Genomic DNA, 17,722 nt, shown 5'->3' on the forward strand with positions numbered 1-17,722 from the left:
GTCGAGGGCAAGTCACCGCTCGCGGTGACGCGGCAGCACCGGCTTGTCAGACGTGCGCGTAACAATCATCCATGCCGGGCATCGCCCCCGATGCCCGGATACCAAACCGATGAATAGGAGCGAATATGCAGGTCAATGTACACACACGGAGCTGGTCACCGTCCCGCAGATTCTTCTGGTGGTTCCCGGCAATCAGCGGCGCGCTTGTCCTGACTGTCAGTGCCGGATGGGTGATGCTCGGAGCATCGGTGCTCGCGCTGTTGCACATCACCGGCACGGCCGGCCCGATGCATGTCGCGGACTATTCACTGGGTTTCGTTGGTCTCGGCGTGGTCGCCGCGATGATCATGTTCGGCGTTGCGGCACCGTATTCGATGACCGCACACCTGAGCAAAGGTGTGGTTGTGTCCGCGCGGACCATGCGTGAGCAGTTGGTTCACAACCCGCTCATCCGATCGAGACTACTTGCCATCCTGATGCCAGTCCTGCTGCGGATCGCAGGAATTACCCACCCGTACTGGCTCGGACTGGCAGCGACCATACTGACTGATGTCGTCATCACCTAGACCCCAAGACCGCTGCAGAATTCTGGCACAAGTTTGGGCACGACTGGGATATCCCCGAACTGATCCGCCGACCCAGCATCGCCAAGCAGTACGCAGACGCAGCGTGGCGCAGCGTCAATCAGCGGTGGATCACCGGCGGTGTGCTCGGGTTGATCGCCGCACCAGCGGTGCCGAAGTCCTGGACCCTCATGATGCACGGGACAAACGCGCTCACCACCGTCCCGTTCATGCTCTCGGTCGGCGCAGCACTGAGCGCTATCTATCTCGGACGTTCAGCCACCGTGTACTCCGGCTTGGCCAAGCGTTACACGTGGGCAGCCATCAGCTCCGTCCACCAACAGGGCCGGCAGAATCCACGGCCCCACCAGCGAGTGACGCCGGCTCAGCAGACCCGACGTCTGGGCAGCATGCGATCCACGTTCTAAACCACGTCACAATCGCCATTGCGGTTGCACGCGGTTGATATCCAGGCTGCGGGCGCCTTGCTTGCCGGCAGCGATCACCGCATGGTCGAGGACCGTTTTAACGATGGCGTGCCGCCGGTCGATCGACAGCTCCTCCCACTGCCCACGCAGTGATGCTCCGGTGCCGGCCAGCTCGTACAGGGCTCCGTCGGAGGAAACAGCGACAATGTCCTTGTGCGCCCGCTGAATACGTTCCTCGATCGGGTTCCGGGCTGTCATCCACTCCCGCGCGGTGATCGCCCCGTCGGCGTACAGGCCGGCCAGCTCGTCGAGCTTGCTGGTATCGACGGTGATCTGCGCGGTCAGCTTCACCGTATCCGGACTCCGTTTCGCCTTGCCCGCCAACGCGTTCCGCAGGCCCGGTGAGTCCAACCGGGCCAGCACCGCATCGACCAGCAGATCCTCCACCGGCACCGCCACCACCGTCAGCCGGCCGCAACCGCGGTGATCCGGGCCAGACAGACACACGTAGCGACGCACTCGTCGATCCTGGCCCTGCGTCCTGGCCGCGGAGAACAGGGTGTTGCCGCATTTGCCGCACCGCAACATCCCCGACAGCACATACCGCCGCGGTATCCGCTTGGTCGACCGCGCTTTCGCCGCGAACACCGCCAGTACCTGATCCCGCTGCGCCGGGGTGATGATCGGCTCCCACACCGCCGGACCGACCACCTGCCCCTTATGCTCGCGCAGCCCGGCGATCCGCCCCGACTGCACCAACGCCCGCAGAGTGGTCGTGATCCACGGTTTGCCCGACACGGTACGAATCTCATGGTCGTTCAACCATTGCGCAAGTGAGCGCATCGACTCCCCGGCAATGGTGCGGGCCACCAGATCCCGCACAATCTGCGCCTCATCCTCACGCACGACCATATTGCCGGTCTCGTATCCGAAGGCTCGCTGGGCGGTACCGTGCGGCAACCCCGCCTCCGCATTGGCGAGCATCTTGCGGGCTACCCGTGCTGATCGCCGCCCGGACTCCTTGGCGGCGAAGGCGGCGAAGATCCGCGCCATGAACAGCCCGTCATCGTTGCCCAGGTCGATGTCGGCGGTCACGGTCGCGACCTCGTGGACCCCGGCCTGCTCACACAGGGTGACGAACTCTTCGAGCTCCACCGGCCGGCGATGCAGCCCGATCGAGGTTGTAGACGATCACCGCATCCCGGGCACCGTTCGCCAGATCATCGAGCATCTGCCGGTAACCCCGCCGGGTCTTGCCCGAGTACGCGGACACATCATTGTCCACATACTCGCGGCCAATGGTCCACCCACGATCCTTCGCGAGCTTGCGGCAGTCTTCCAATTGTCGTTGCACGCCAAGCCCTTTGCCCTCCAAGTCTTGGGAGATCCGGGCGTACACTGCCGCTGACCGCACCGTGGGCTTACCGCTACTCATAGGGGCCAGTTTAGTGACTTCCCAGCTATCCCTGACTGGTGTGGCCCCTACCCGGATGGATATCTGATCAGTCCGACGATTACAGCATTTTGAAGTGTTCGATCACGCGGTCAGCCACGGCTTGGTAATGCGTTGCGTAGACGCGTTCCTTCGGAGAGAACGCGTTGAGAGGCTGGTCGATCTGTACGACTGTGTTGTAGATGCTCTCCAACTCAGCGGTTACCTTTCCCAACGTCTCGTCGACGTGCCCTTGGGTCTGTCCGTACCAGTGCATTGTGTCAGCGAGTGTTAGGATATTAGTGTTGCTACCTAAGCTGCTCTGACCATGAAGCTTCGTGAGTTTGTCGATGGCGCAGTACCGCACGCGCTCATATGAATCGATGATTGTGGCAACAGGATCAGCGCTCAGCAACACTGGATACCGCACGTTCTCTTTATGCTCGCGGTCAACAGATCCGTCCGGGGCCAGAGCAAGACCTGTCGAGACGAGGTGTGCGATCTGGGTCTCGAGTTCTACGCTGAACCCAAGTCCGGTGACGTTCTTGGCTTGCCGAGCGATCCGATTGAAGAGCTTGGTGAGCGGCTCACGCCAGCAGAGGGCGAGCAAGAGAACGGTCGCCGGCCATATCAACGAGCTGACCAGCGCAGCTGCGAATGCAAACCCGTTCACCTTGTTCTCCTGCGGTTGATGGACTCAGAGGTTGCCGAGAGCGTAGGGGTGCTCGGGGGACGGTCCGAACACAGCGGGGTGTTCAATTCTTGCCATCTGCAATTAACGCCGCACGTTGAGCAGTTCTCGTTGTCGTGGAGTGAGTTTTCTCCGCAAACTGGGCCACCTCACCCATCAGCGCATTGCTCCTGGAGCAGCGTAGCGACCGAGACGAGGGTGCGCGGAGACGCTGAAACCCAAGCCGCCCTCAGCCGCGAAGACTCGCTCGGGCTCAACCCGCGCCCGACCACTCCCGCTAGGATCCGTGACACCGCGACCACCCCGTCCAGCGACACGGTGTCCCCCGGCGGGGGAGTGTCAAGGTAGCCGCATTCGGCGAGCGCGGTCTCGAGCACCACCCGGTACGGAGTGTCAGTCACCTCCGCGACCGTCTCGAGTCGATCGCGTGTGGGCAGAGCGCGAAGTCCTTCGCGCCGCCACAGATTCAGGTTCATCCGACTCATACCGAGCCGTCCGGCTACCGCGGTTTCCGACAGACCGCGTCGATGTTTGAACTCGTCGACGATGCCGGCGAGGGAAGCTCCCATGTGGGGTGTCACCGTCTCATGCTGACTGTCATCAGGAGAGGTGTCAAGAAACCATGTACAGTGTATGTAAAGCGTAACTTTACATAATCTAAATTATCGGCTAAAAACGAGGCTAGTGGAAGGCTAGTATTGCGGCTATCATGTAGCCATGACGACAGTGCCACTCGGTGAAGCTAAGGACAAGCTCTCCGCGCTGGTCGACAGCGCCGAGAGCACGCACGACATCATCACGATCACCAAGCACGGCAAACCCGCCGCGGTGCTGATGTCGGCCGACGACCTCGAATCGCTGCACGAGACGATCTACTGGCTCTCACGCGCCGGCGTCCGCGACGACGTCGCTACCGCAGACGCCGAGTACGCGGCCGGTGAGACCGTCTCCATCGACGACCTGCGCGCCGAACACGGCATGCCGCCGAAATGAGCGACGCTCCGACAGACTCGTCCGCCCCGTACCGGGTTGAGGTCGCATCCCCAGCTCGACGCGACCTTCAACGACTCCCATCCCGGATCGTCCACGCCGTCATCGAATTCATCTCCGGGCCGCTCGCCGAGAACCCCCACCGGCTTAGCAAGCCGCTGCGCGACGACCTCGCAGACCTTCACAGCGCCCGCCGCGGCGATTATCGCATCCTGCTCCGCATCGACGACCCCAACCACACCATCGTCATTGTCAGAATCGACCACCGAGCCCACGCCTACCGCACCTGAGTCTGGTGCGTTGAATTCTCAACCGACCCGGCGGTACTTCCTGTGCATTGCCTGCTTCGTCGTTCCAAGGAGCGTGCCGATCTCTGCCCACGACAGTCCTGCCAGGCGTGCCCGCCGCACCGCGACTTCCTCCTCGCGGGCAATCTCCCGTCGCCAATCTGCGACTCGGGAAAGCTGCTCGATTGGTGTCTCGTCGTCGTCGCCGCGGTCCAGTCCAGTCCTCATGCAGACCAGCGTGCCCGTGTCTCCGCGATCCGTCAACATTGGTTGACGGAAACCAGTTTGAATCACTGCTCGTCGTCAGTACCCGCATTCCTGGGCTGTCGACCAGCTCTAAGACCTCATCATCGCGCTGCAACGCCAGGTCAGCATGATCATCGCCGCCTCAAGACCACTTGTAGTGGTGACGATGGAGTGATCGTAAGCGGAACACGCACTATCCATCACCGCTGTGCGAGCTGTCAGCCTCGCCATCGGTGCTATCCGGGGGTCCCGAGCGACGGTCCGGCCAGTTGGAAGGGTCGGGCAGCAAGCTGCGATCACCACCGAAGGCATCGCCGAGCCCGAAACCGCCATTGCGAATGGCCATATCCAGTCCTGAAGACTTCCACAACCTGGAAGCCACGTCATCGAAAGCTCCAGGGTTGGTCTTGCTTAGCGACAGCAACGCGTCGTTCAGAGCACCCTCTTAGCGAAGAATGCCTGTGCGGCGACGACTCCGACTGCGAACGAGCTGCAGCACGAATGGCCGAGGCCCACCTGCCTAACGCCCACCAGCTCCTGACGATGCTCGCCGACACCCTCGGCTACAGCCTCACCAAGCGGTAAGTAGGAACGAAGCCTCCCGCTGCCCGGACATCCCAGGCAGCGGGAGGCTTTCGCTCATACGTGGTTATGCCTGCGTGAGGCGGTCCTCGCGCTCGCGGACCAGTCGCACGATCCCCTGGAACACGCGGTACCCGCGTGCCCGCTGGTACCCGCTCACCGCTCGGTCGTACACCGCCGCGACCGGAAGGGTCTCCGACTCCAGACCGCGGTCCTCGACCAGCTCCTCGTAGATCGAGTTGAACGGAGCGATCCAGTTGTTCAGGCGGCGATCGGGACCGTAGTCGCCCAGCCGGTACACCGACTCCCGCGAGACGAACCCGCCGTTGCGGATGAGATTTTCGCGCTAAACAAGTTCTCTTACGAACCGGCCCTCGGTGCCATAGATTGAGCCGGGACTCACCGTAAGGTGGGTCGATGGTAGCCACTTTCGCCGTATCGCGTGCAGGCAAGGCCCAGGTCGTCGCCGCCGCTATCATCGGCTTCGTAGTCGGGATGTTCGTCGTGATCCCGCTCGCCCATCTGACACGGAGCTGGCTGGGCTTGTCGGAACCCACCGCCGCGCCCCTGGATGCACCGGTGGACAGGCCGCTCATCGCCACGTACTGGGTTCCGTGGTTGCTGGCATGGGCGGTGCTACTCCTTCCCGGGATCGCGGTTATGCTCCCGGCACGCACCCGTTGGGCTGGCTGGGCGTACTCGCTCGCGGCTGGCGTAACGGCCGGAGTGATCGCGCTACTCGGGGCATGGACCGATTGGGGCTTGGGATAGACCTTGTCGATCAGGACTGCTTCTTGCAACTCGCCCTAGTTCAACACGTCCCGTTACCAGTTGAAAAATGCTGGGGGACAGGGCTTTAGCTAGCCAGATAGACATAGGCCCGTCGGCGTCACAGGCCGAGCTGCTGGCGCAGCGTGGCGAGGTCCTGTTGAGCGACGTCGAGGATCTCGGCGGCCGCCGGCGGGCAGTATCTGATCGCCTTGTCGTTTTCCGTGATGACCAGGTGGGTGTCACCGGCCAGGATGAAGTGGGCCTTCTTGCCTTTGCGGTGGGCGGCGCACGGACGCTCGTGATTCGTGCGGGGCGTCTCGACACGGACGTGGCGCAGGATCGCTTTGGTGGTGGGCATGCTGACTCCTTTGGGGCACGGTACGGGTGAGGTTTTACCCGCGTTGGGACAGTTGGGATCTCAACGTGTCGCGGACGGTGTCGGCGATCTTGTCGATGCGTTCGAAGATGGTGGTCAACTGCTCGCCCGACCACTCGCCGCGGGTGCCGTTGGGCATGCCCACCGCCTCGTTGATCGCCGCGGCCAGACGGCGGATTGCGATGACCGTGTTGTGCTGACGCGGGCCGCCCGTGACGGCCATCAGCTGGTGACCCCGGGTCGGGAGGTCGAGGTCGGCCAGAATTCGGTTGGCGACCGCCTTGGTGCGCTGGTTGACCCGGGTCTTGGCCGATTGTCGTGCCCGCTGCGGGGAGACCGGGATCGGCTGCGGCGCAGGGGGTGCGGCTGCTGCCTGCTGCGCCAGCAGGCGTTGGCGTAGCTGCTCGCGGTCAACGACGTCGCCGACACGAATGCCGGGGGCGACTTCGCGGTTCAAGATCTCGTCGAGGACCCGGTCGTCGGTGGGATCAAGGTAGGTCTGCTCGACGAAGTCGGTGAGGATCTCGTTGTCGACGAGCATGCCCTCGTCGAATCGGCGGGCACGCGGTTCGCCATCACCGTTGCCATCGCCGTCATCGTCGGTGGTGCCGGCAACCCATCCGTGCACCAAGGCTTGGTCATCGAGGTCGAGTTCGCGGAATTCTGACCAGCGGGCGTCGTTGTTGAGTCCGATGTGGGACACGATGTGGCCCTGGTTGTCGGGGTGCTCGGGGGCCGCCTCCTGCACCACGCGCATCACCCGGCCGACAAACTGGATGTAGGGCGCCAGGCTGCGGAAGGGCCGGAAGATCGCCGCGACACTCAGGCGCGGGTGGTCGAAGCCCTCACCGAGCATCTGCACCTGCACGACGCAGTCGAGCTGCCCTTGGCGCAGCCGTGCGATGACGGCGTCCTGGTCGTTTTCGTCCATGTCGGAATGGATCTCGGCCGCGCGGTATCCGCATTCGTTGTAGATCGCGGCGACCTGGCGGGCATGGTCGACCGAGCAGGCCGCGGCGATGATCTGGTGCTGGATACCGGTCTGGGCGCGCATCCGGTCACACGCCTGGATGCTGGCCTCCACGATGTGGCGGTTGCACTCGGTACTCAGCGCCACGCCGCGGCGGAACCAGGCCTCCTCGCGCAGTTCCAGGACTTCGTCGAGGGTGTGGCGGCGGGTGTCGTCACGGTAGGTGAAGTACAGCTCGGCGGGGGCGACGTTGCGGGAGTGGATCTGCTTGATGTAGCCGGTGATCATCGCCCGGGTGAACGGGTACCGGTAGACGATGTCGCCGTGCAGCTGCTGCTGGTCGGAGCGAAACGGGGTGGCGGTCAGGCTGACGACCTTGGCATTGGGGAAGCGCCGGAACACCTTCTGCCAGCTTTCGGCGGCAGCGTGATGGCCCTCATCGACCAGGATCATGTCAAAAAAGTCCTCCGGGAACTGCGGAAGCCACCGGTCGGCCTGGCTGGCCAGCTGCTGGATGTTGCAGACCACGAAGTCACTTTCGATCGCGTCGTGGACGTTGGCGTTTGGCCCGTCCAGGACGGCCATCCACGGCCCTGCGGTGAAATCCGACAACACCCGACACTTGGTCCAGAAACACTGCGGGCTGGTGATGTCCACGGCATCGGCGACCCCCTTACGGATCGTCAAGTTCGGCGTGATCACCAGCGTGCGACCACGGGCGATGCCGAAGGGCAGAGTCGCCATGATGCCGGTCTTGCCGCACCCGACTGGAATCTGCACGATCGCCGGGGTGGCGTTCTCAGCGAAGTGCTCGCGCACAGCACGGTGGGCCTCGCGCTGTGGCTCCCGCAACGCCGCGTTGGCCTCGACGTCCGCGTTGGCGGTGACGAACACACTGCTGTTGGCGCCAGCCGCGGCGGCCTCCTGGGCACGGCGATACTCCAGCCGGAACGGCTCCAGGTCGGCGCGCCGGTAATACCGGTAATCACTGCCGGGGCGCCGCAGCGCAGGCAAGGTGCCGTCACGATCCCATCGCCGCAGCGTCTGGGCGGACACCCCGAGATAAGCAGCCGCCTCCGCGACTCGCAGAAAACCTTGTTCAGCCATGATTAAAACTATACAACATTATACAACTCTAACAAGTATCCACTGCGTATATTGCCGCGCGCAAATGAGCTTCAACCTCGACACACTCTCCCGCTCACACGTCAGGTCACCTGGACGGGCCGGGCCCTCGAGGCCGACAAAGTCACCACAGCGTCCCGCTACATCAGTCGGGCAGGTAGGTGCGAGGCAGGAGTGCCGAAGTGATCTGCGGTACCCGATTTTCGTTGACGTAGATCACACATTGCAGATAGCGTGTCCACCACTTGCTGGTCTTGGGGGGCGAGTGAAGGTGGTGACGGTGCGTAGGTTTGGTATTGCCCTGGCCTCGTTAGTAATTGCCGCATTAATGTGGATCGGCGCAGGCGCGGTACGCGCGGACGTCTTCCATGGTTACTGGATCTACGGGAAGATCCACGAGGAATACGAACAAGCCGGTGGTTACAACTTCTTCGGCAACGCCACCATCCCCGAGTCAAACACCCAGAACGGCGGCAAGTTTCAGAAGTTCGTCAAGAACAGCTCGATCTACTGGCACTCCGCCGTGGCCGGCGGGCATGCCAACCAGATCGGTGGACTTATTCGCGATGCGTGGGGCCGAGTAGGTTGGGAGACTGGGTATCTGGGCTATCCGATCACCCGCGAGTTCGGCGTCAACGGCGGGCGCGCGAATCACATGGTGGCCGGGTCGATCTACTACTCGGCCACGACCGGAGCTAAAAACGTGTGGCTGGGAATCCGCGACGTCTGGGCCGATTCAGGCTGGGAGAACGGGCGATTCAAGTTTCCCACTGAAGACACCCGCACCACCACCTGCTCGGTCTGGGCGCAAGACTTCCAGGGCGGCACTGTGCTCTACAAGGACACGGGCGTCGGCGGCTACTTCCTACCCAACAACGACGTCGATGGGCAGCGCCTCGCCTACAGCACCGGCGGCGGTTTCCTCTACGGCGCCGAGCTGCAATCTGCGGTGAACTCCTGGAACCAACTCAGTCCTATCACGGTCGCGCCGGTAGGTGTGTTCGAGGTTGCCGATGTGGCGATCTCGACGGAAAACCGATCCGATGTGAGCTGGTCTGGGCTGCACACGCGCTACAACGCGCCGCTGACCAGCACTATCCAGATCAACATGCACTACGTGCAGGGCTACTCATCGGCGAGGAGAGCGGGGGTGATCGCCCACGAGATTGGGCACGCACTGGGACTGTTCCACACCTGCTCCAACGACCTGATGGCAGATAATGACGGGGCCCGCGGAACGTCCTACACGCCCACTGGGCTCACCCGCGACCTCTACCACAACAAGTGGGGATTCTGATGACCACCAACCACCGAGCAACACGACCGGCGGCCCTCACGCTCGGCATCGTCGGCATCTTCGCCGCTGCCACCCTGGCCGCGTGCGGCGAACAAACCGTCAATGAGGGCATCCCTCCCCTCGAATCGGCCACGGCCACCTCGACCGCCCATGCGGACTCGATCACCGACACCTCTGACCTACGCAACCTGATGGCGATCTCGACGCACGTCTTCACCGGCCGCGTCGAATCAGCCGCCGGCACCAAGGCACTCGGGCCACTCCCCGAAACTCAGTACAGCGTGCTCACCAAAACGGCGATCAAAGGTGAAGTCCCCGAGAGCGTGGTAGTCAACCAGCAAGGCGGAGTCAAAGACGGTGTCTACATTTCCGTCAACGGCGACAGACCTCTCAAGGTCGGCCAGTGGTACCTGTTCGCCACCCGCTACCTCGAGTCAGAGAAGTGGTACACCCTCGTCCCTGTCGACGGCCGCAAGCCTGTGACTGAACAACAAGCCCGCGACAGAGCCTCCGCGCCCCTAGCCGCAGCTGAGGCCGCGTTGCGCGCCAACCCCCAAAACCGGCTCGCACCACCGGCCCCACCGAGCCCGTCGATGACCTTTCCGATACCCCAACCCGGCGACCGCAACCCGCCACCACCCTCACCGGCGCCAACCGGTTAATCATCCGGTGGTCAGGGTGTATGAACCGTCCTGGATCGGATGGAGACCTCGTTTAGGCCACCGCCATCTCGGAGGTGGCTGTCTCACGGTAGCGCCTCTCGTACTCAATGGGCGGGCAGTAGCCGATCGATGAGTGCAGCCGCTCGGTGTTGTACCAGTGCACCCAGGCGGCGGTCTCGCGCTCGACTTCTGCGCGCCCGGTCCACGATCGCTGGCGCTCGATCAGTTCGGTCTTGTACAACCCGATGGCTGATTCCATCAACGCATTGTCGAGTGCATCGCCGACCGACCCGATCGATCCGGCCAAGCCGGAGTCGCGTAATGCTTCGGTGAACGCCAGCGCTGTGTACTGACTTCCGGCATCGCTGTGATGAATCAAACCTGTTGCAGTGAACGAGAAGTCGGTTCTACGTCGGGTGAACAAGGCCTGTTCGAGAACGCTGGTCACCAACGGTGTCGACTTGCTCGTCATCACCCGCCACCCGAGGATTCGACGCGAGTACACATCGACGAGAAACGCGGTGTAAACGAACCCTGCCAGGGTCCAGCAGTAGGTGAAATCAGCCACCCACCACTGATCTGGCCTGGCCGGCAATGACCACTTGCGCTCCACCAGATCAGGATGCCGCGGCGCGCGATCATCGCGCTGGGTCGTGATCGTGCGATGTTTTCCGCGGGTGACTCCGGCGATCCCGCAGATCCCCATCAGTCGGCCCACCTGATCACGGCCCATCTCACGGCCCTCGCGGCGCATCGTGTGCCAGATTTTGCGGACGCCGTACACGCCACGATTGCGATGAAACGCCTGGTAGACCGCGTGAGCGTCGTACGCCTCGGCCAATCGTGTCACCGAGACCGGACCCGCTTGCGTGCGGGCGTAGTAGGTGGACGGGGCGATCTGCACGCCGTGCTCAGTGAGCACTCGGCAGATCGGGGCGACCCCGAACCGACCCTTGTGAGCGTCGATGTAATCAACGATCACCGCAGTCGGCGGTCGACCTCCGCCGCGGCGAAAAACGCCGACGCTGTCTTCAAAATCTCATTGGCCCTTCGCAATTCAGCGTTCTCCTTGCGAAGCGCCGCCAACTCGGCGTCCTGCTCGCCCACCGTCATCGTTCCCCGCGCAGTCACGATCGGCCGGTCCTTCTCGATCCAGTTCCGCAACGTCGCCTGGTTGATATCGAGCAATGCGCCCACGTGTTTCCGGGCGGCGAGCTTTCCGCCGCCATGCTCGGCGAGGTGGTCGTGATACATCCTCACAGCCCGCTCACGCGTCTCTGGATCAAACTTCCTCAGTGCACCCATACCGGCATTCTCCTGGTGAGATCACGGTCTCCACCAGACCCAGGACGGTTCAGTAGAACCTGGCGTGCGGCCCGGTCGGTTATGGCCGTACCACAGGTCGTTGACCCTTTCGATCAAACGCTCATGCACGACCAGGGCGAGTTGACGACGGGCGCCCGCTCACTGTCTCAGGCACTTCTCGCGGTCGCCCGCAGCGACAATCCCTGGTCGAAGGGGCCCCACTCTAAGTCGGGTTCGGCGTTCAGGCCATCGTCCTCGGAGCCGCGGGACAGGGTGTCGATCTTGATGATCGCTGGGCTGGGGGCGTCGACCAGGTACACCATGATGTCGCCGGCAGCATACGTTCGTGGGGTCAGCCAGACGAGATCGTCAACATCCGGGTCGTCGTCGTCGCCAGGGAAGAAGCTATTTACGGCTTGCCGCCACGGCTGAAGCAGGCATAACTGCACTCGTCGGCCGTCCGCATTGCCGGTGCCGGCGACCCGTGGGGTTCTCCTGCGGGCTACGATTCGGCCCATTCAGCGAATTCCTTCCACGAGATCGGAATACGCTTCTGCCCGTGCTTGGGTCGCCACTGCAGATTGCCCTCAGAAACGTAAAGGGTGCCGAGAGTTCTCCCGTCGATCGCGACATCGAACTCGAAGTCGATGCCAGCAACGCGCACCCTACTGGCGCTGAATCGCACGTCGTGATCAGCCACGATGATCCTCCCAACAACGGCACAGTCTGGTGTCGATCCCTCTCGCGAACGTAGCGAACGACCATGTCTCGGGCAATGATCTGCCCGGAACCGATGCCAGCTCACCGGGCCAGCGATCGCCGGTTGCTTCCAGACCTGACCAGACCCCCCGGGGCGGATTGCTCATGTAAAAGGAGTGCGGTGAGGGCTGTCAGCGGCCGAACAGTGCTCGTTCGATCACATCCGGGGTGGTGTCGAAGTCGTGGGCCCAGTCCGCAGCCAAATCAAGGTAACGGCCGTACATGTCAGCCGGGCCGTCGATCTCCCACTCTTCGGTGGTCACTCGACGCAGACTGTCTACAACCCTGCTGTCATAGATCAGTGGGCGGCCTGTCAACGCATTGGCGTCGTACCCGCCGAAGTAGAGGAACTTGGTGAAGAAGCCCGCCGCCAGTCCGGTGATTTTCAACCGGTTGCGCCCGCTGAGGGCTTTGTAGGCGCTGACCGGCCCCTCGGTCCGCACGACAGCCAGAGCCTTGGCGAGCTTCTCCGCGGCGTCGGGCTGGCTGAGGGGACGCAGCGCCCGCACCATCGTCAGGCCCGGACTCGTACCCCACACCACACACGCCACGTGCAGTTGCGCCGCTACGATCGGCGACCCGTCCTGCACCGCTCGGGCTGCGACCTCAAAGACATCGCGGCGCGAAACCACTCGATAGCGACCACTGCCCGCCGACACACTGTCGAGCTCGTCAGGCCACATCGCAGCATCCGGCAAGCGTGCGCGCACCGCAGCCGGATCGAACCGAATTGACTGGCCCAAGACCCATTCGCGATCGGGAACAGAACCGTCGGGAAACAAGGTAGTCAACGCGATCGGCATTCCTTCACGCTACCGGCAGATAACCGGAGGTACGCGAACGATGTGTGACATAAGGTCACTTCACCCTTCGCGCGCCGTCGGTGGCGGCGGACTAGGTTTGGATGGCGTTGAGATAGCCGTGATCATGTAGTCGGTCGGGACCGGGTCACTCAGCAAGTCGTGTGACCCCCTTCCGTGAAAGTGAGAGTCACCGTGCAGCCAGACAACCCCGATGCCGTGTTCGTTGACGACAGCGGAGACACCGCCGGCCGGGCATTGATGACCATCGTCTCCGCGCAGCACGAAGAACTGGTGATCCTGACCGTCCAAGGCAGCATCGACGTTCTCACCGCACCACAACTGTCCGAGGAGGTGACGAACGCGCTGCACGGACAACCACGAGGCCTGATCATCGATCTGACCACCACCGACTTCCTGGCCTCGGCCGGCATGGCCGCACTCGTCGCCGCCCACGAGGCGATCGCACCGACCGGACTGTTCGGAGTCGTGGCCGCCGCACCCGCAACGTCGCGGCCGCTGACGCTCATGGGCCTGGACCAGACAATCGTCCTCTACCCCACCCTCGCCCACGCCGTCACCGCCATGACCAGACCCACCGGAATGAGCGGCAGCCCGACTGGGTAAACACGACGGCGTGGACTCATCACAGCACCTCGATGGCGACTCCACCGGTGACTTCGAACGATCGGTCGAGGCCACCGCCGAGGCCGCCCACAGACTGCGCGAACTGTTCACCGTGTGGGTGACAGCAACCGTCGAGGCCGACACCGAACGCCGCGCCGACATCGTCTTGGCCGTCTACGAAGCGATTGCCAACGCCACCGAACACGCCTACAAAGACGCTCGAGAGCCAGGCGCGGTCACCGTGCGCAGCCGCCGCCGCCCCAGCGGCACCCTCGAAATCACTGTCACCGACACCGGCACCTGGGACCTCAGCCCCGCACAGCGCTTCCGCGGCCGCGGACTCGCACTCATCACTGCGCTCAGCGACACCCATGCGCTTACCACCGGACCCGACGGCACCACCGTCACCATGTGCTGGCAGCCGACGCCCGTCCTGACGACATGATATCTAGTATCAGATTTCGAAACTACCTGCGGCAGAATCGAATTAGACGATACTCGCCCGGCAGCACTCACGTGCGGTCTTTCCAGCGCTCGTTGGCTGATTGTCGGGTCATGCCGGTCGCCGCGCCGATGTCGGCCCACGAGCGACCCAGCCGGCGGGCCTTGGCCACCGCGGCGTCGAGCAGTGCGTCGGCGTCCCTGCGGGCCTCCACGGCCGCCCGGATCTCGTCGTCGATGTCGATCGAATCGAGATGCTCACGCCGCCACAATGCTTGGGCGGCCGCCGCGACATCGGGCCGCACGTTGACGTCGAGGTCGATGTCGGGGGCGAACACCTGGTGGCGGGCCAGGTCCTCGAGGGACGCTGAGGGCACCCGCGTCCACTGGACGGGATCGGTCCAGGTCGACACATCAGAGCTGGTTCGCCGGGCGCAATTGCAGGACAACAGCCAGCCGACGATCTCGGCCGACGGCCGCCGACGATCCTCGTCCGGGTGCCGGCCGGTCCCGACGATCTCGTAGTCAACGCCGTCGACCATGGTCGACCCGTGGCTCTCGGCCCCGTCCTCGAAGAACGGCACCAACGCCGCCTCGTGCAAGTGCGTGGCGCTCTCGTGTACCCAGCCCATGCCGATAGGGTAGACCCGCTGTGTCAGGATAACCAGACACAAGAGTCGGGTCGCGTCAGGAGTACCTGACATAACGCAACATTATCGGCGTTAACATGACGGAAGTATCAGTAGCTGCGGTTACTGCCGTTTACCTGCGATAATTCCGCGGGTGTGGCGCGACGGTGAGGTCGTCCTGCTCCGCGCTGAGGACCTGGCGGCTATTCGGGGCGGGCGATGGGTTTGTCGTCCTGATTAGGTGGTGTCGAAGTCGACCTCGACTCGGAACACGTCGGCTCGAAGCCAGGAGATCGTGAGTTCCACGGGGCGGTGGTTGCGTGCGGCGGCATCGGTGCGGGACCGGATAGAGATGACCGGTGGGCGGCCGCTCAGTTCGAGGTGCTCGGCGACGTGGGGTGGCGCGGGGTCGATGGAGACGCCGAACCATCCGCGCTCGGGTTCCAGTTTGTAGTGGGTGGCCAGGGTGTCGTGCAATGAGTCGGCTGGGCCGAGGATCTGGGGTAGGTCGGGGACGAGTTGGGGGTCGAGGTAGGTGTCTGCGTAGCCGACGAGCTCGTGGTTGATGTATCGGTTCCGGGAGAGTGCGAGCAGTTGTCTGCGTGCTCCGACTTTCATGCGGCCACGGATCTCGGTTGGGGGGGTCTCGAGTCGCCATCCGGTGGTGCGAACGTCTGGGGTGAATCCGGCTTTGCGGACGCTTGCGCTCCAGGACGGTGGGATGTGTCGACTGATGGTGTAGTCGATGCGTTGGGACACGAAGGTGCCGCTGCCCTGTCGGCGGCGCACCAGGTAGCGCCTCTCCAGCTCGGTCAGTACTGCTCGGGCGGTGAGCCGGCTGACGCCCAGGATGCGGGCTAGTTCGTCTTCTGAGGGGAGCCGAGTGCCGACGGGCTGGTTGGCAATTGTCTCGGCGAGCGCGTCGGCGGCGGAAAGGTACACCGGTACCCGAGGACTGGTTTTGGTGGGTGCGGCGTCGCTGATGGGCGTGATCATACTGCGGGAACGGAGGAGGTCGACGGTTTCCGCGGGTCGTTGACGGCTCCGTCGGGCATTTTGCCTGCGAGTGATTGCAGGATGGATCTCGCCGCGTGTTCCTCGATCGCCAAGCGTGCCGTCGCGACCGCAGATCCGAGGTGCGGGGTGAAGAGGGTATGGCTCGTCAGTTCCATCAGGTCCGGGTGCAGGCCGCTGGGGCGGTCGGGTCGGGAGAGGTCCTCGAACTCGAACACGTCTGCGGCATATCCGCCGAGGTGTCCGCTGCGCAGGAGCTCGGCCACTGCGCCTTCGTTCACCACTGAGCCTCGTCCGACGTTGACCAGCAGCGCTCCGGGTCGCATCGATGTCATCGCCTCGTGGTCGAGCAGGTGCAGTGTGTCCGCCGTCAGGGGGGCGCAGACCACCACGGAGTCGCTGTGCTGCAGAAGCTCGGCGAGTTCCACCCGTTCCATACCGATCGACGCCGCGGTTGCGGACGGCACCGGATCGGGGTCGTGGTAGAGAAGTCGGGGATTGAATCCGGAGAGCATTTGCGCCACGGCCCGGCCGAGTACGCCGGCGCCCACGATGCCAATCGTGGAGCCGACGAGTGTGCGTCCGTAGAGCACCGGCCGCCAGCCGCGGAAACCGGCTCGCACGGTGCGGTCACCGGTCGCGACGTGTCGAGCGAGGCCGATCAGCAGCCCGACTGCCAATTCCGCGGTGGGTTCGGTGAGTAAGTCCTCGACTCGGGTGAGCCAGATGCCGCGCTCGGTGCAGGCGCGAACGTCGATGTTGTCGTAGCCCTTGAGTGCGCCGGCGACCACCTGCAGTCGCGGGCAACCGTCGAGGAACTGCGCGGTGATCTGGTCGGGCATGAACGCCATCAGCCCGTCGGCGTGTGCCACTCGGCGTTTCAGTTCGGATGCCGGGAGGCTGTCGTCTTGCTGGTTCGGCACCACGTCGCACTCGCGGCCGAGCATGTCGAGGATCTGGGGATGCACCCGGTGGGTGAGAACGACCACCGGGCGCGCGGACGCGTTTGTCATTGGAACCTTCTTCGTAATGCTCCGCCGAGGGCGTCGACCACGGTGACGGTGGCGAGGATGACGAGCAGGATTGCGGAGACTTCCTGGTACTGGAGGGTGCGGAGGGCGGCGATCAGCTCGAATCCGATGCCGCCGGCGCCGACGACGCCGACGACTACCGAGGCGCGGAAGTTGAGCTCCCACCGGTAGACGGTGACGTCGGCCATTTGGGGCAGCACCTGCGGCAGGATGCCGTGCAGGATCACTTGTGCCCGGGTGGCTCCGGCGGCGCGGGCGACCTCGACGGATGCTTGATCGGCGCGTTCGATCGAGTCGGCGAAGAACTTTCCGACCATGCCGGCGGAGTGGATACCCAGCGCCAGTGCGCCGGGAAGGGCGCCGAAGCCGACGGCGGCGACGAACACGATCGCCATGATCAGCTCGGGCACCGATCGCAGGGTGTTGAGGACCAGGCGCGCGACCGCGTAGACGGTGGGGTGCGGGGAGGTGTTACGGGCCCCGAGCAGCGCGAGTGGGACCGACAGCAGGACCGCCAGTGCGGTGGCCGCGATACTCATCGACATCGAATCCCACAGTGGGCCCCACCACCGGTTGATGTGGGTGAAGTCCGGGGGCCACATTGTGGTTCCCCCGGAATCGTGGAGGACTCCTCTATGCGGCTTCGGGCTCGGTGACTGCGGTGTTCTCGTAGTCGACCGGACTCATCATCCCGAT

The 17,722-nt window shown here is 63.8% G+C and carries 21 protein-coding genes, 2 pseudogenes and 1 other annotated feature; of the genes and pseudogenes, 9 read left to right on the top strand and 14 right to left on the bottom strand.

All coding sequences use genetic code 11. The features are described 5' to 3' along the window. Positions 1-125: 125 nt before the first annotated feature. Together ACIGKQ_RS23590 and ACIGKQ_RS23595 are read left to right on the top strand one after the other, a co-directional pair. Complete coding sequence (locus ACIGKQ_RS23590; RefSeq protein WP_182374590.1) at positions 126-566, top strand: hypothetical protein; 441 nt, start codon at positions 126-128, stop codon at positions 564-566. A 188-nt stretch (positions 567-754) separates the two neighbouring features. Beyond that, positions 755-991 carry a hypothetical protein gene (locus tag ACIGKQ_RS23595; protein WP_287016127.1) on the top strand — a complete coding sequence of 79 codons (237 nt, stop codon included), beginning with the start codon at positions 755-757 and terminating at the stop codon, positions 989-991. Positions 992-997: 6 nt separating this feature from the next. Here ACIGKQ_RS23595 and ACIGKQ_RS23600 read toward each other — a convergent pair. Together ACIGKQ_RS23600 and ACIGKQ_RS23605 are read right to left on the bottom strand one after the other, a co-directional pair. Beyond that, positions 998-2,426 (bottom strand): annotated as a pseudogene (locus ACIGKQ_RS23600) (recombinase family protein). A 79-nt stretch (positions 2,427-2,505) separates the two neighbouring features. Beyond that, positions 2,506-3,096: a hypothetical protein gene (locus ACIGKQ_RS23605; RefSeq protein WP_182374588.1), complete on the bottom strand. Its 591-nt coding sequence runs from the start codon at positions 3,094-3,096 to the stop codon at positions 2,506-2,508. Between the two features lie 735 nt (positions 3,097-3,831). On the opposite strand from ACIGKQ_RS23605, the gene ACIGKQ_RS23610 reads away from it, so the two are divergent. Beyond that, complete coding sequence (locus tag ACIGKQ_RS23610) at positions 3,832-4,107, top strand: type II toxin-antitoxin system Phd/YefM family antitoxin (protein WP_055477309.1); 276 nt, start codon at positions 3,832-3,834, stop codon at positions 4,105-4,107. After that, the gene (locus tag ACIGKQ_RS23615; RefSeq protein ID WP_055477308.1) at positions 4,104-4,394 is read left to right on the top strand and encodes a type II toxin-antitoxin system RelE/ParE family toxin; all 291 of its coding nucleotides are present in this window, start codon (positions 4,104-4,106) and stop codon (positions 4,392-4,394) included. Before ACIGKQ_RS23610 ends, ACIGKQ_RS23615 begins: the two co-directional genes overlap by 4 nt. Before the next feature lie 18 nt (positions 4,395-4,412). On the opposite strand, the gene ACIGKQ_RS23620 is transcribed toward ACIGKQ_RS23615, so the two are convergent. Both ACIGKQ_RS23620 and ACIGKQ_RS23625 read right to left on the bottom strand, forming a co-directional pair. Further along, the gene (locus tag ACIGKQ_RS23620; protein ID WP_055477311.1) at positions 4,413-4,619 is read right to left on the bottom strand and encodes a hypothetical protein; all 207 of its coding nucleotides are present in this window, start codon (positions 4,617-4,619) and stop codon (positions 4,413-4,415) included. A gap of 667 nt (positions 4,620-5,286) precedes the next feature. Next, complete coding sequence (locus ACIGKQ_RS23625; RefSeq protein WP_055477307.1) at positions 5,287-5,520, bottom strand: hypothetical protein; 234 nt, start codon at positions 5,518-5,520, stop codon at positions 5,287-5,289. A gap of 116 nt (positions 5,521-5,636) precedes the next feature. Between ACIGKQ_RS23625 and ACIGKQ_RS23630 the strand changes: the two genes are divergently transcribed. Beyond that, positions 5,637-5,990 (top strand): hypothetical protein, encoded by a 354-nt coding sequence (locus ACIGKQ_RS23630; protein WP_055477306.1) that lies wholly within the window; start codon positions 5,637-5,639, stop codon positions 5,988-5,990. Positions 5,991-6,108: 118 nt separating this feature from the next. On the opposite strand, the gene ACIGKQ_RS23635 is transcribed toward ACIGKQ_RS23630, so the two are convergent. Both ACIGKQ_RS23635 and ACIGKQ_RS23640 read right to left on the bottom strand, forming a co-directional pair. Continuing rightward, positions 6,109-6,348: a hypothetical protein gene (locus ACIGKQ_RS23635; RefSeq protein WP_055477305.1), complete on the bottom strand. Its 240-nt coding sequence runs from the start codon at positions 6,346-6,348 to the stop codon at positions 6,109-6,111. 34 nt (positions 6,349-6,382) lie between these two features. Continuing rightward, entirely contained in the window at positions 6,383-8,443 is a 2,061-nt protein-coding gene (locus tag ACIGKQ_RS23640; RefSeq protein WP_068970440.1) for a DEAD/DEAH box helicase, read from the bottom strand. A gap of 283 nt (positions 8,444-8,726) precedes the next feature. Between ACIGKQ_RS23640 and ACIGKQ_RS23645 the strand changes: the two genes are divergently transcribed. Together ACIGKQ_RS23645 and ACIGKQ_RS23650 are read left to right on the top strand one after the other, a co-directional pair. After that, complete coding sequence (locus ACIGKQ_RS23645; RefSeq protein ID WP_189340051.1) at positions 8,727-9,758, top strand: reprolysin-like metallopeptidase; 1,032 nt, start codon at positions 8,727-8,729, stop codon at positions 9,756-9,758. Next, positions 9,758-10,420, top strand: coding sequence for a hypothetical protein (locus ACIGKQ_RS23650; RefSeq protein ID WP_055477302.1), 663 nt, complete (start codon positions 9,758-9,760; stop codon positions 10,418-10,420). The genes ACIGKQ_RS23645 and ACIGKQ_RS23650 overlap by 1 nt, the downstream gene beginning before the upstream one ends. Before the next feature lie 52 nt (positions 10,421-10,472). On the opposite strand, the gene ACIGKQ_RS23655 is transcribed toward ACIGKQ_RS23650, so the two are convergent. The 4 genes from ACIGKQ_RS23655 to ACIGKQ_RS23670 form a co-directional block, all read right to left on the bottom strand. Further along, positions 10,473-11,725, bottom strand: a protein-coding gene (locus ACIGKQ_RS23655) for an IS3 family transposase (RefSeq protein ID WP_137811086.1) whose coding sequence is annotated in 2 segments (ribosomal slippage) — positions 10,473-11,431 and positions 11,431-11,725 — 1,254 coding nt in all. Because the reading frame shifts where the segments join, the coding sequence is not laid out codon by codon here. Further along, positions 11,310-11,441: a sequence feature (AL1L pseudoknot), on the bottom strand. It overlaps the preceding gene by 132 nt. A gap of 167 nt (positions 11,726-11,892) precedes the next feature. After that, positions 11,893-12,243, bottom strand: coding sequence for a hypothetical protein (locus ACIGKQ_RS23660; protein ID WP_223258969.1), 351 nt, complete (start codon positions 12,241-12,243; stop codon positions 11,893-11,895). Beyond that, the gene (locus ACIGKQ_RS23665; RefSeq protein WP_055476435.1) at positions 12,228-12,425 is read right to left on the bottom strand and encodes a hypothetical protein; all 198 of its coding nucleotides are present in this window, start codon (positions 12,423-12,425) and stop codon (positions 12,228-12,230) included. Before ACIGKQ_RS23665 ends, ACIGKQ_RS23660 begins: the two co-directional genes overlap by 16 nt. A gap of 190 nt (positions 12,426-12,615) precedes the next feature. After that, positions 12,616-13,287, bottom strand: coding sequence for a hypothetical protein (locus tag ACIGKQ_RS23670; RefSeq protein ID WP_068971513.1), 672 nt, complete (start codon positions 13,285-13,287; stop codon positions 12,616-12,618). A 192-nt stretch (positions 13,288-13,479) separates the two neighbouring features. Between ACIGKQ_RS23670 and ACIGKQ_RS23675 the strand changes: the two genes are divergently transcribed. Both ACIGKQ_RS23675 and ACIGKQ_RS23680 read left to right on the top strand, forming a co-directional pair. Next, positions 13,480-13,911 (top strand): STAS domain-containing protein, encoded by a 432-nt coding sequence (locus ACIGKQ_RS23675; protein WP_055476437.1) that lies wholly within the window; start codon positions 13,480-13,482, stop codon positions 13,909-13,911. 10 nt (positions 13,912-13,921) lie between these two features. Continuing rightward, positions 13,922-14,356 (top strand): ATP-binding protein, encoded by a 435-nt coding sequence (locus tag ACIGKQ_RS23680; protein WP_055476438.1) that lies wholly within the window; start codon positions 13,922-13,924, stop codon positions 14,354-14,356. 67 nt (positions 14,357-14,423) lie between these two features. On the opposite strand, the gene ACIGKQ_RS23685 is transcribed toward ACIGKQ_RS23680, so the two are convergent. The 4 genes and pseudogenes from ACIGKQ_RS23685 to phnE all read right to left on the bottom strand — a co-directional run. Next, entirely contained in the window at positions 14,424-14,984 is a 561-nt protein-coding gene (locus tag ACIGKQ_RS23685) for a hypothetical protein (protein ID WP_171011585.1), read from the bottom strand. A gap of 234 nt (positions 14,985-15,218) precedes the next feature. After that, positions 15,219-15,977, bottom strand: coding sequence for a GntR family transcriptional regulator (locus ACIGKQ_RS23690; RefSeq protein WP_137809377.1), 759 nt, complete (start codon positions 15,975-15,977; stop codon positions 15,219-15,221). Then, positions 15,974-17,008, bottom strand: coding sequence for a phosphonate dehydrogenase (locus ACIGKQ_RS23695; protein WP_055476440.1), 1,035 nt, complete (start codon positions 17,006-17,008; stop codon positions 15,974-15,976). The genes ACIGKQ_RS23690 and ACIGKQ_RS23695 overlap by 4 nt, the downstream gene beginning before the upstream one ends. Next, positions 17,005-17,622, bottom strand: a pseudogene (phnE, locus tag ACIGKQ_RS23700) (phosphonate ABC transporter, permease protein PhnE); the annotation flags it as partial. The pseudogene phnE and the gene ACIGKQ_RS23695, both read right to left, overlap by 4 nt. Positions 17,623-17,722: the final 100 nt, after the last annotated feature.

The organism is Gordonia sp. NPDC062954, assembly GCF_044543825.1.
GTDB classification, from domain to species: Bacteria; Actinomycetota; Actinomycetes; order Mycobacteriales; family Mycobacteriaceae; genus Gordonia; species Gordonia tangerina.

Excerpts from the sequence above, each read along its gene's own strand:
- ACIGKQ_RS23590 (WP_182374590.1), top strand. The coding sequence starts at position 126 with ATGCAGGTCAATGTACACACACGGAGCTGGTCACCGTCCCGCAGATTC.
- ACIGKQ_RS23595 (WP_287016127.1), top strand. The coding sequence starts at position 755 with ATGATGCACGGGACAAACGCGCTCACCACCGTCCCGTTCATGCTCTCG.
- ACIGKQ_RS23610 (WP_055477309.1), top strand. The coding sequence starts at position 3,832 with ATGACGACAGTGCCACTCGGTGAAGCTAAGGACAAGCTCTCCGCGCTG.
- ACIGKQ_RS23615 (WP_055477308.1), top strand. The coding sequence starts at position 4,104 with ATGAGCGACGCTCCGACAGACTCGTCCGCCCCGTACCGGGTTGAGGTC.
- ACIGKQ_RS23620 (WP_055477311.1), bottom strand. The coding sequence starts at position 4,619 with ATGAGGACTGGACTGGACCGCGGCGACGACGACGAGACACCAATCGAG.
- ACIGKQ_RS23630 (WP_055477306.1), top strand. The coding sequence starts at position 5,637 with ATGGTAGCCACTTTCGCCGTATCGCGTGCAGGCAAGGCCCAGGTCGTC.
- ACIGKQ_RS23635 (WP_055477305.1), bottom strand. The coding sequence starts at position 6,348 with ATGCCCACCACCAAAGCGATCCTGCGCCACGTCCGTGTCGAGACGCCC.
- ACIGKQ_RS23640 (WP_068970440.1), bottom strand. The coding sequence starts at position 8,443 with ATGGCTGAACAAGGTTTTCTGCGAGTCGCGGAGGCGGCTGCTTATCTC.
- ACIGKQ_RS23650 (WP_055477302.1), top strand. The coding sequence starts at position 9,758 with ATGACCACCAACCACCGAGCAACACGACCGGCGGCCCTCACGCTCGGC.
- ACIGKQ_RS23660 (WP_223258969.1), bottom strand. The coding sequence starts at position 12,243 with ATGGGCCGAATCGTAGCCCGCAGGAGAACCCCACGGGTCGCCGGCACC.
- ACIGKQ_RS23670 (WP_068971513.1), bottom strand. The coding sequence starts at position 13,287 with ATGCCGATCGCGTTGACTACCTTGTTTCCCGACGGTTCTGTTCCCGAT.
- ACIGKQ_RS23685 (WP_171011585.1), bottom strand. The coding sequence starts at position 14,984 with ATGGGCTGGGTACACGAGAGCGCCACGCACTTGCACGAGGCGGCGTTG.
- ACIGKQ_RS23690 (WP_137809377.1), bottom strand. The coding sequence starts at position 15,977 with ATGATCACGCCCATCAGCGACGCCGCACCCACCAAAACCAGTCCTCGG.
- ACIGKQ_RS23695 (WP_055476440.1), bottom strand. The coding sequence starts at position 17,008 with ATGACAAACGCGTCCGCGCGCCCGGTGGTCGTTCTCACCCACCGGGTG.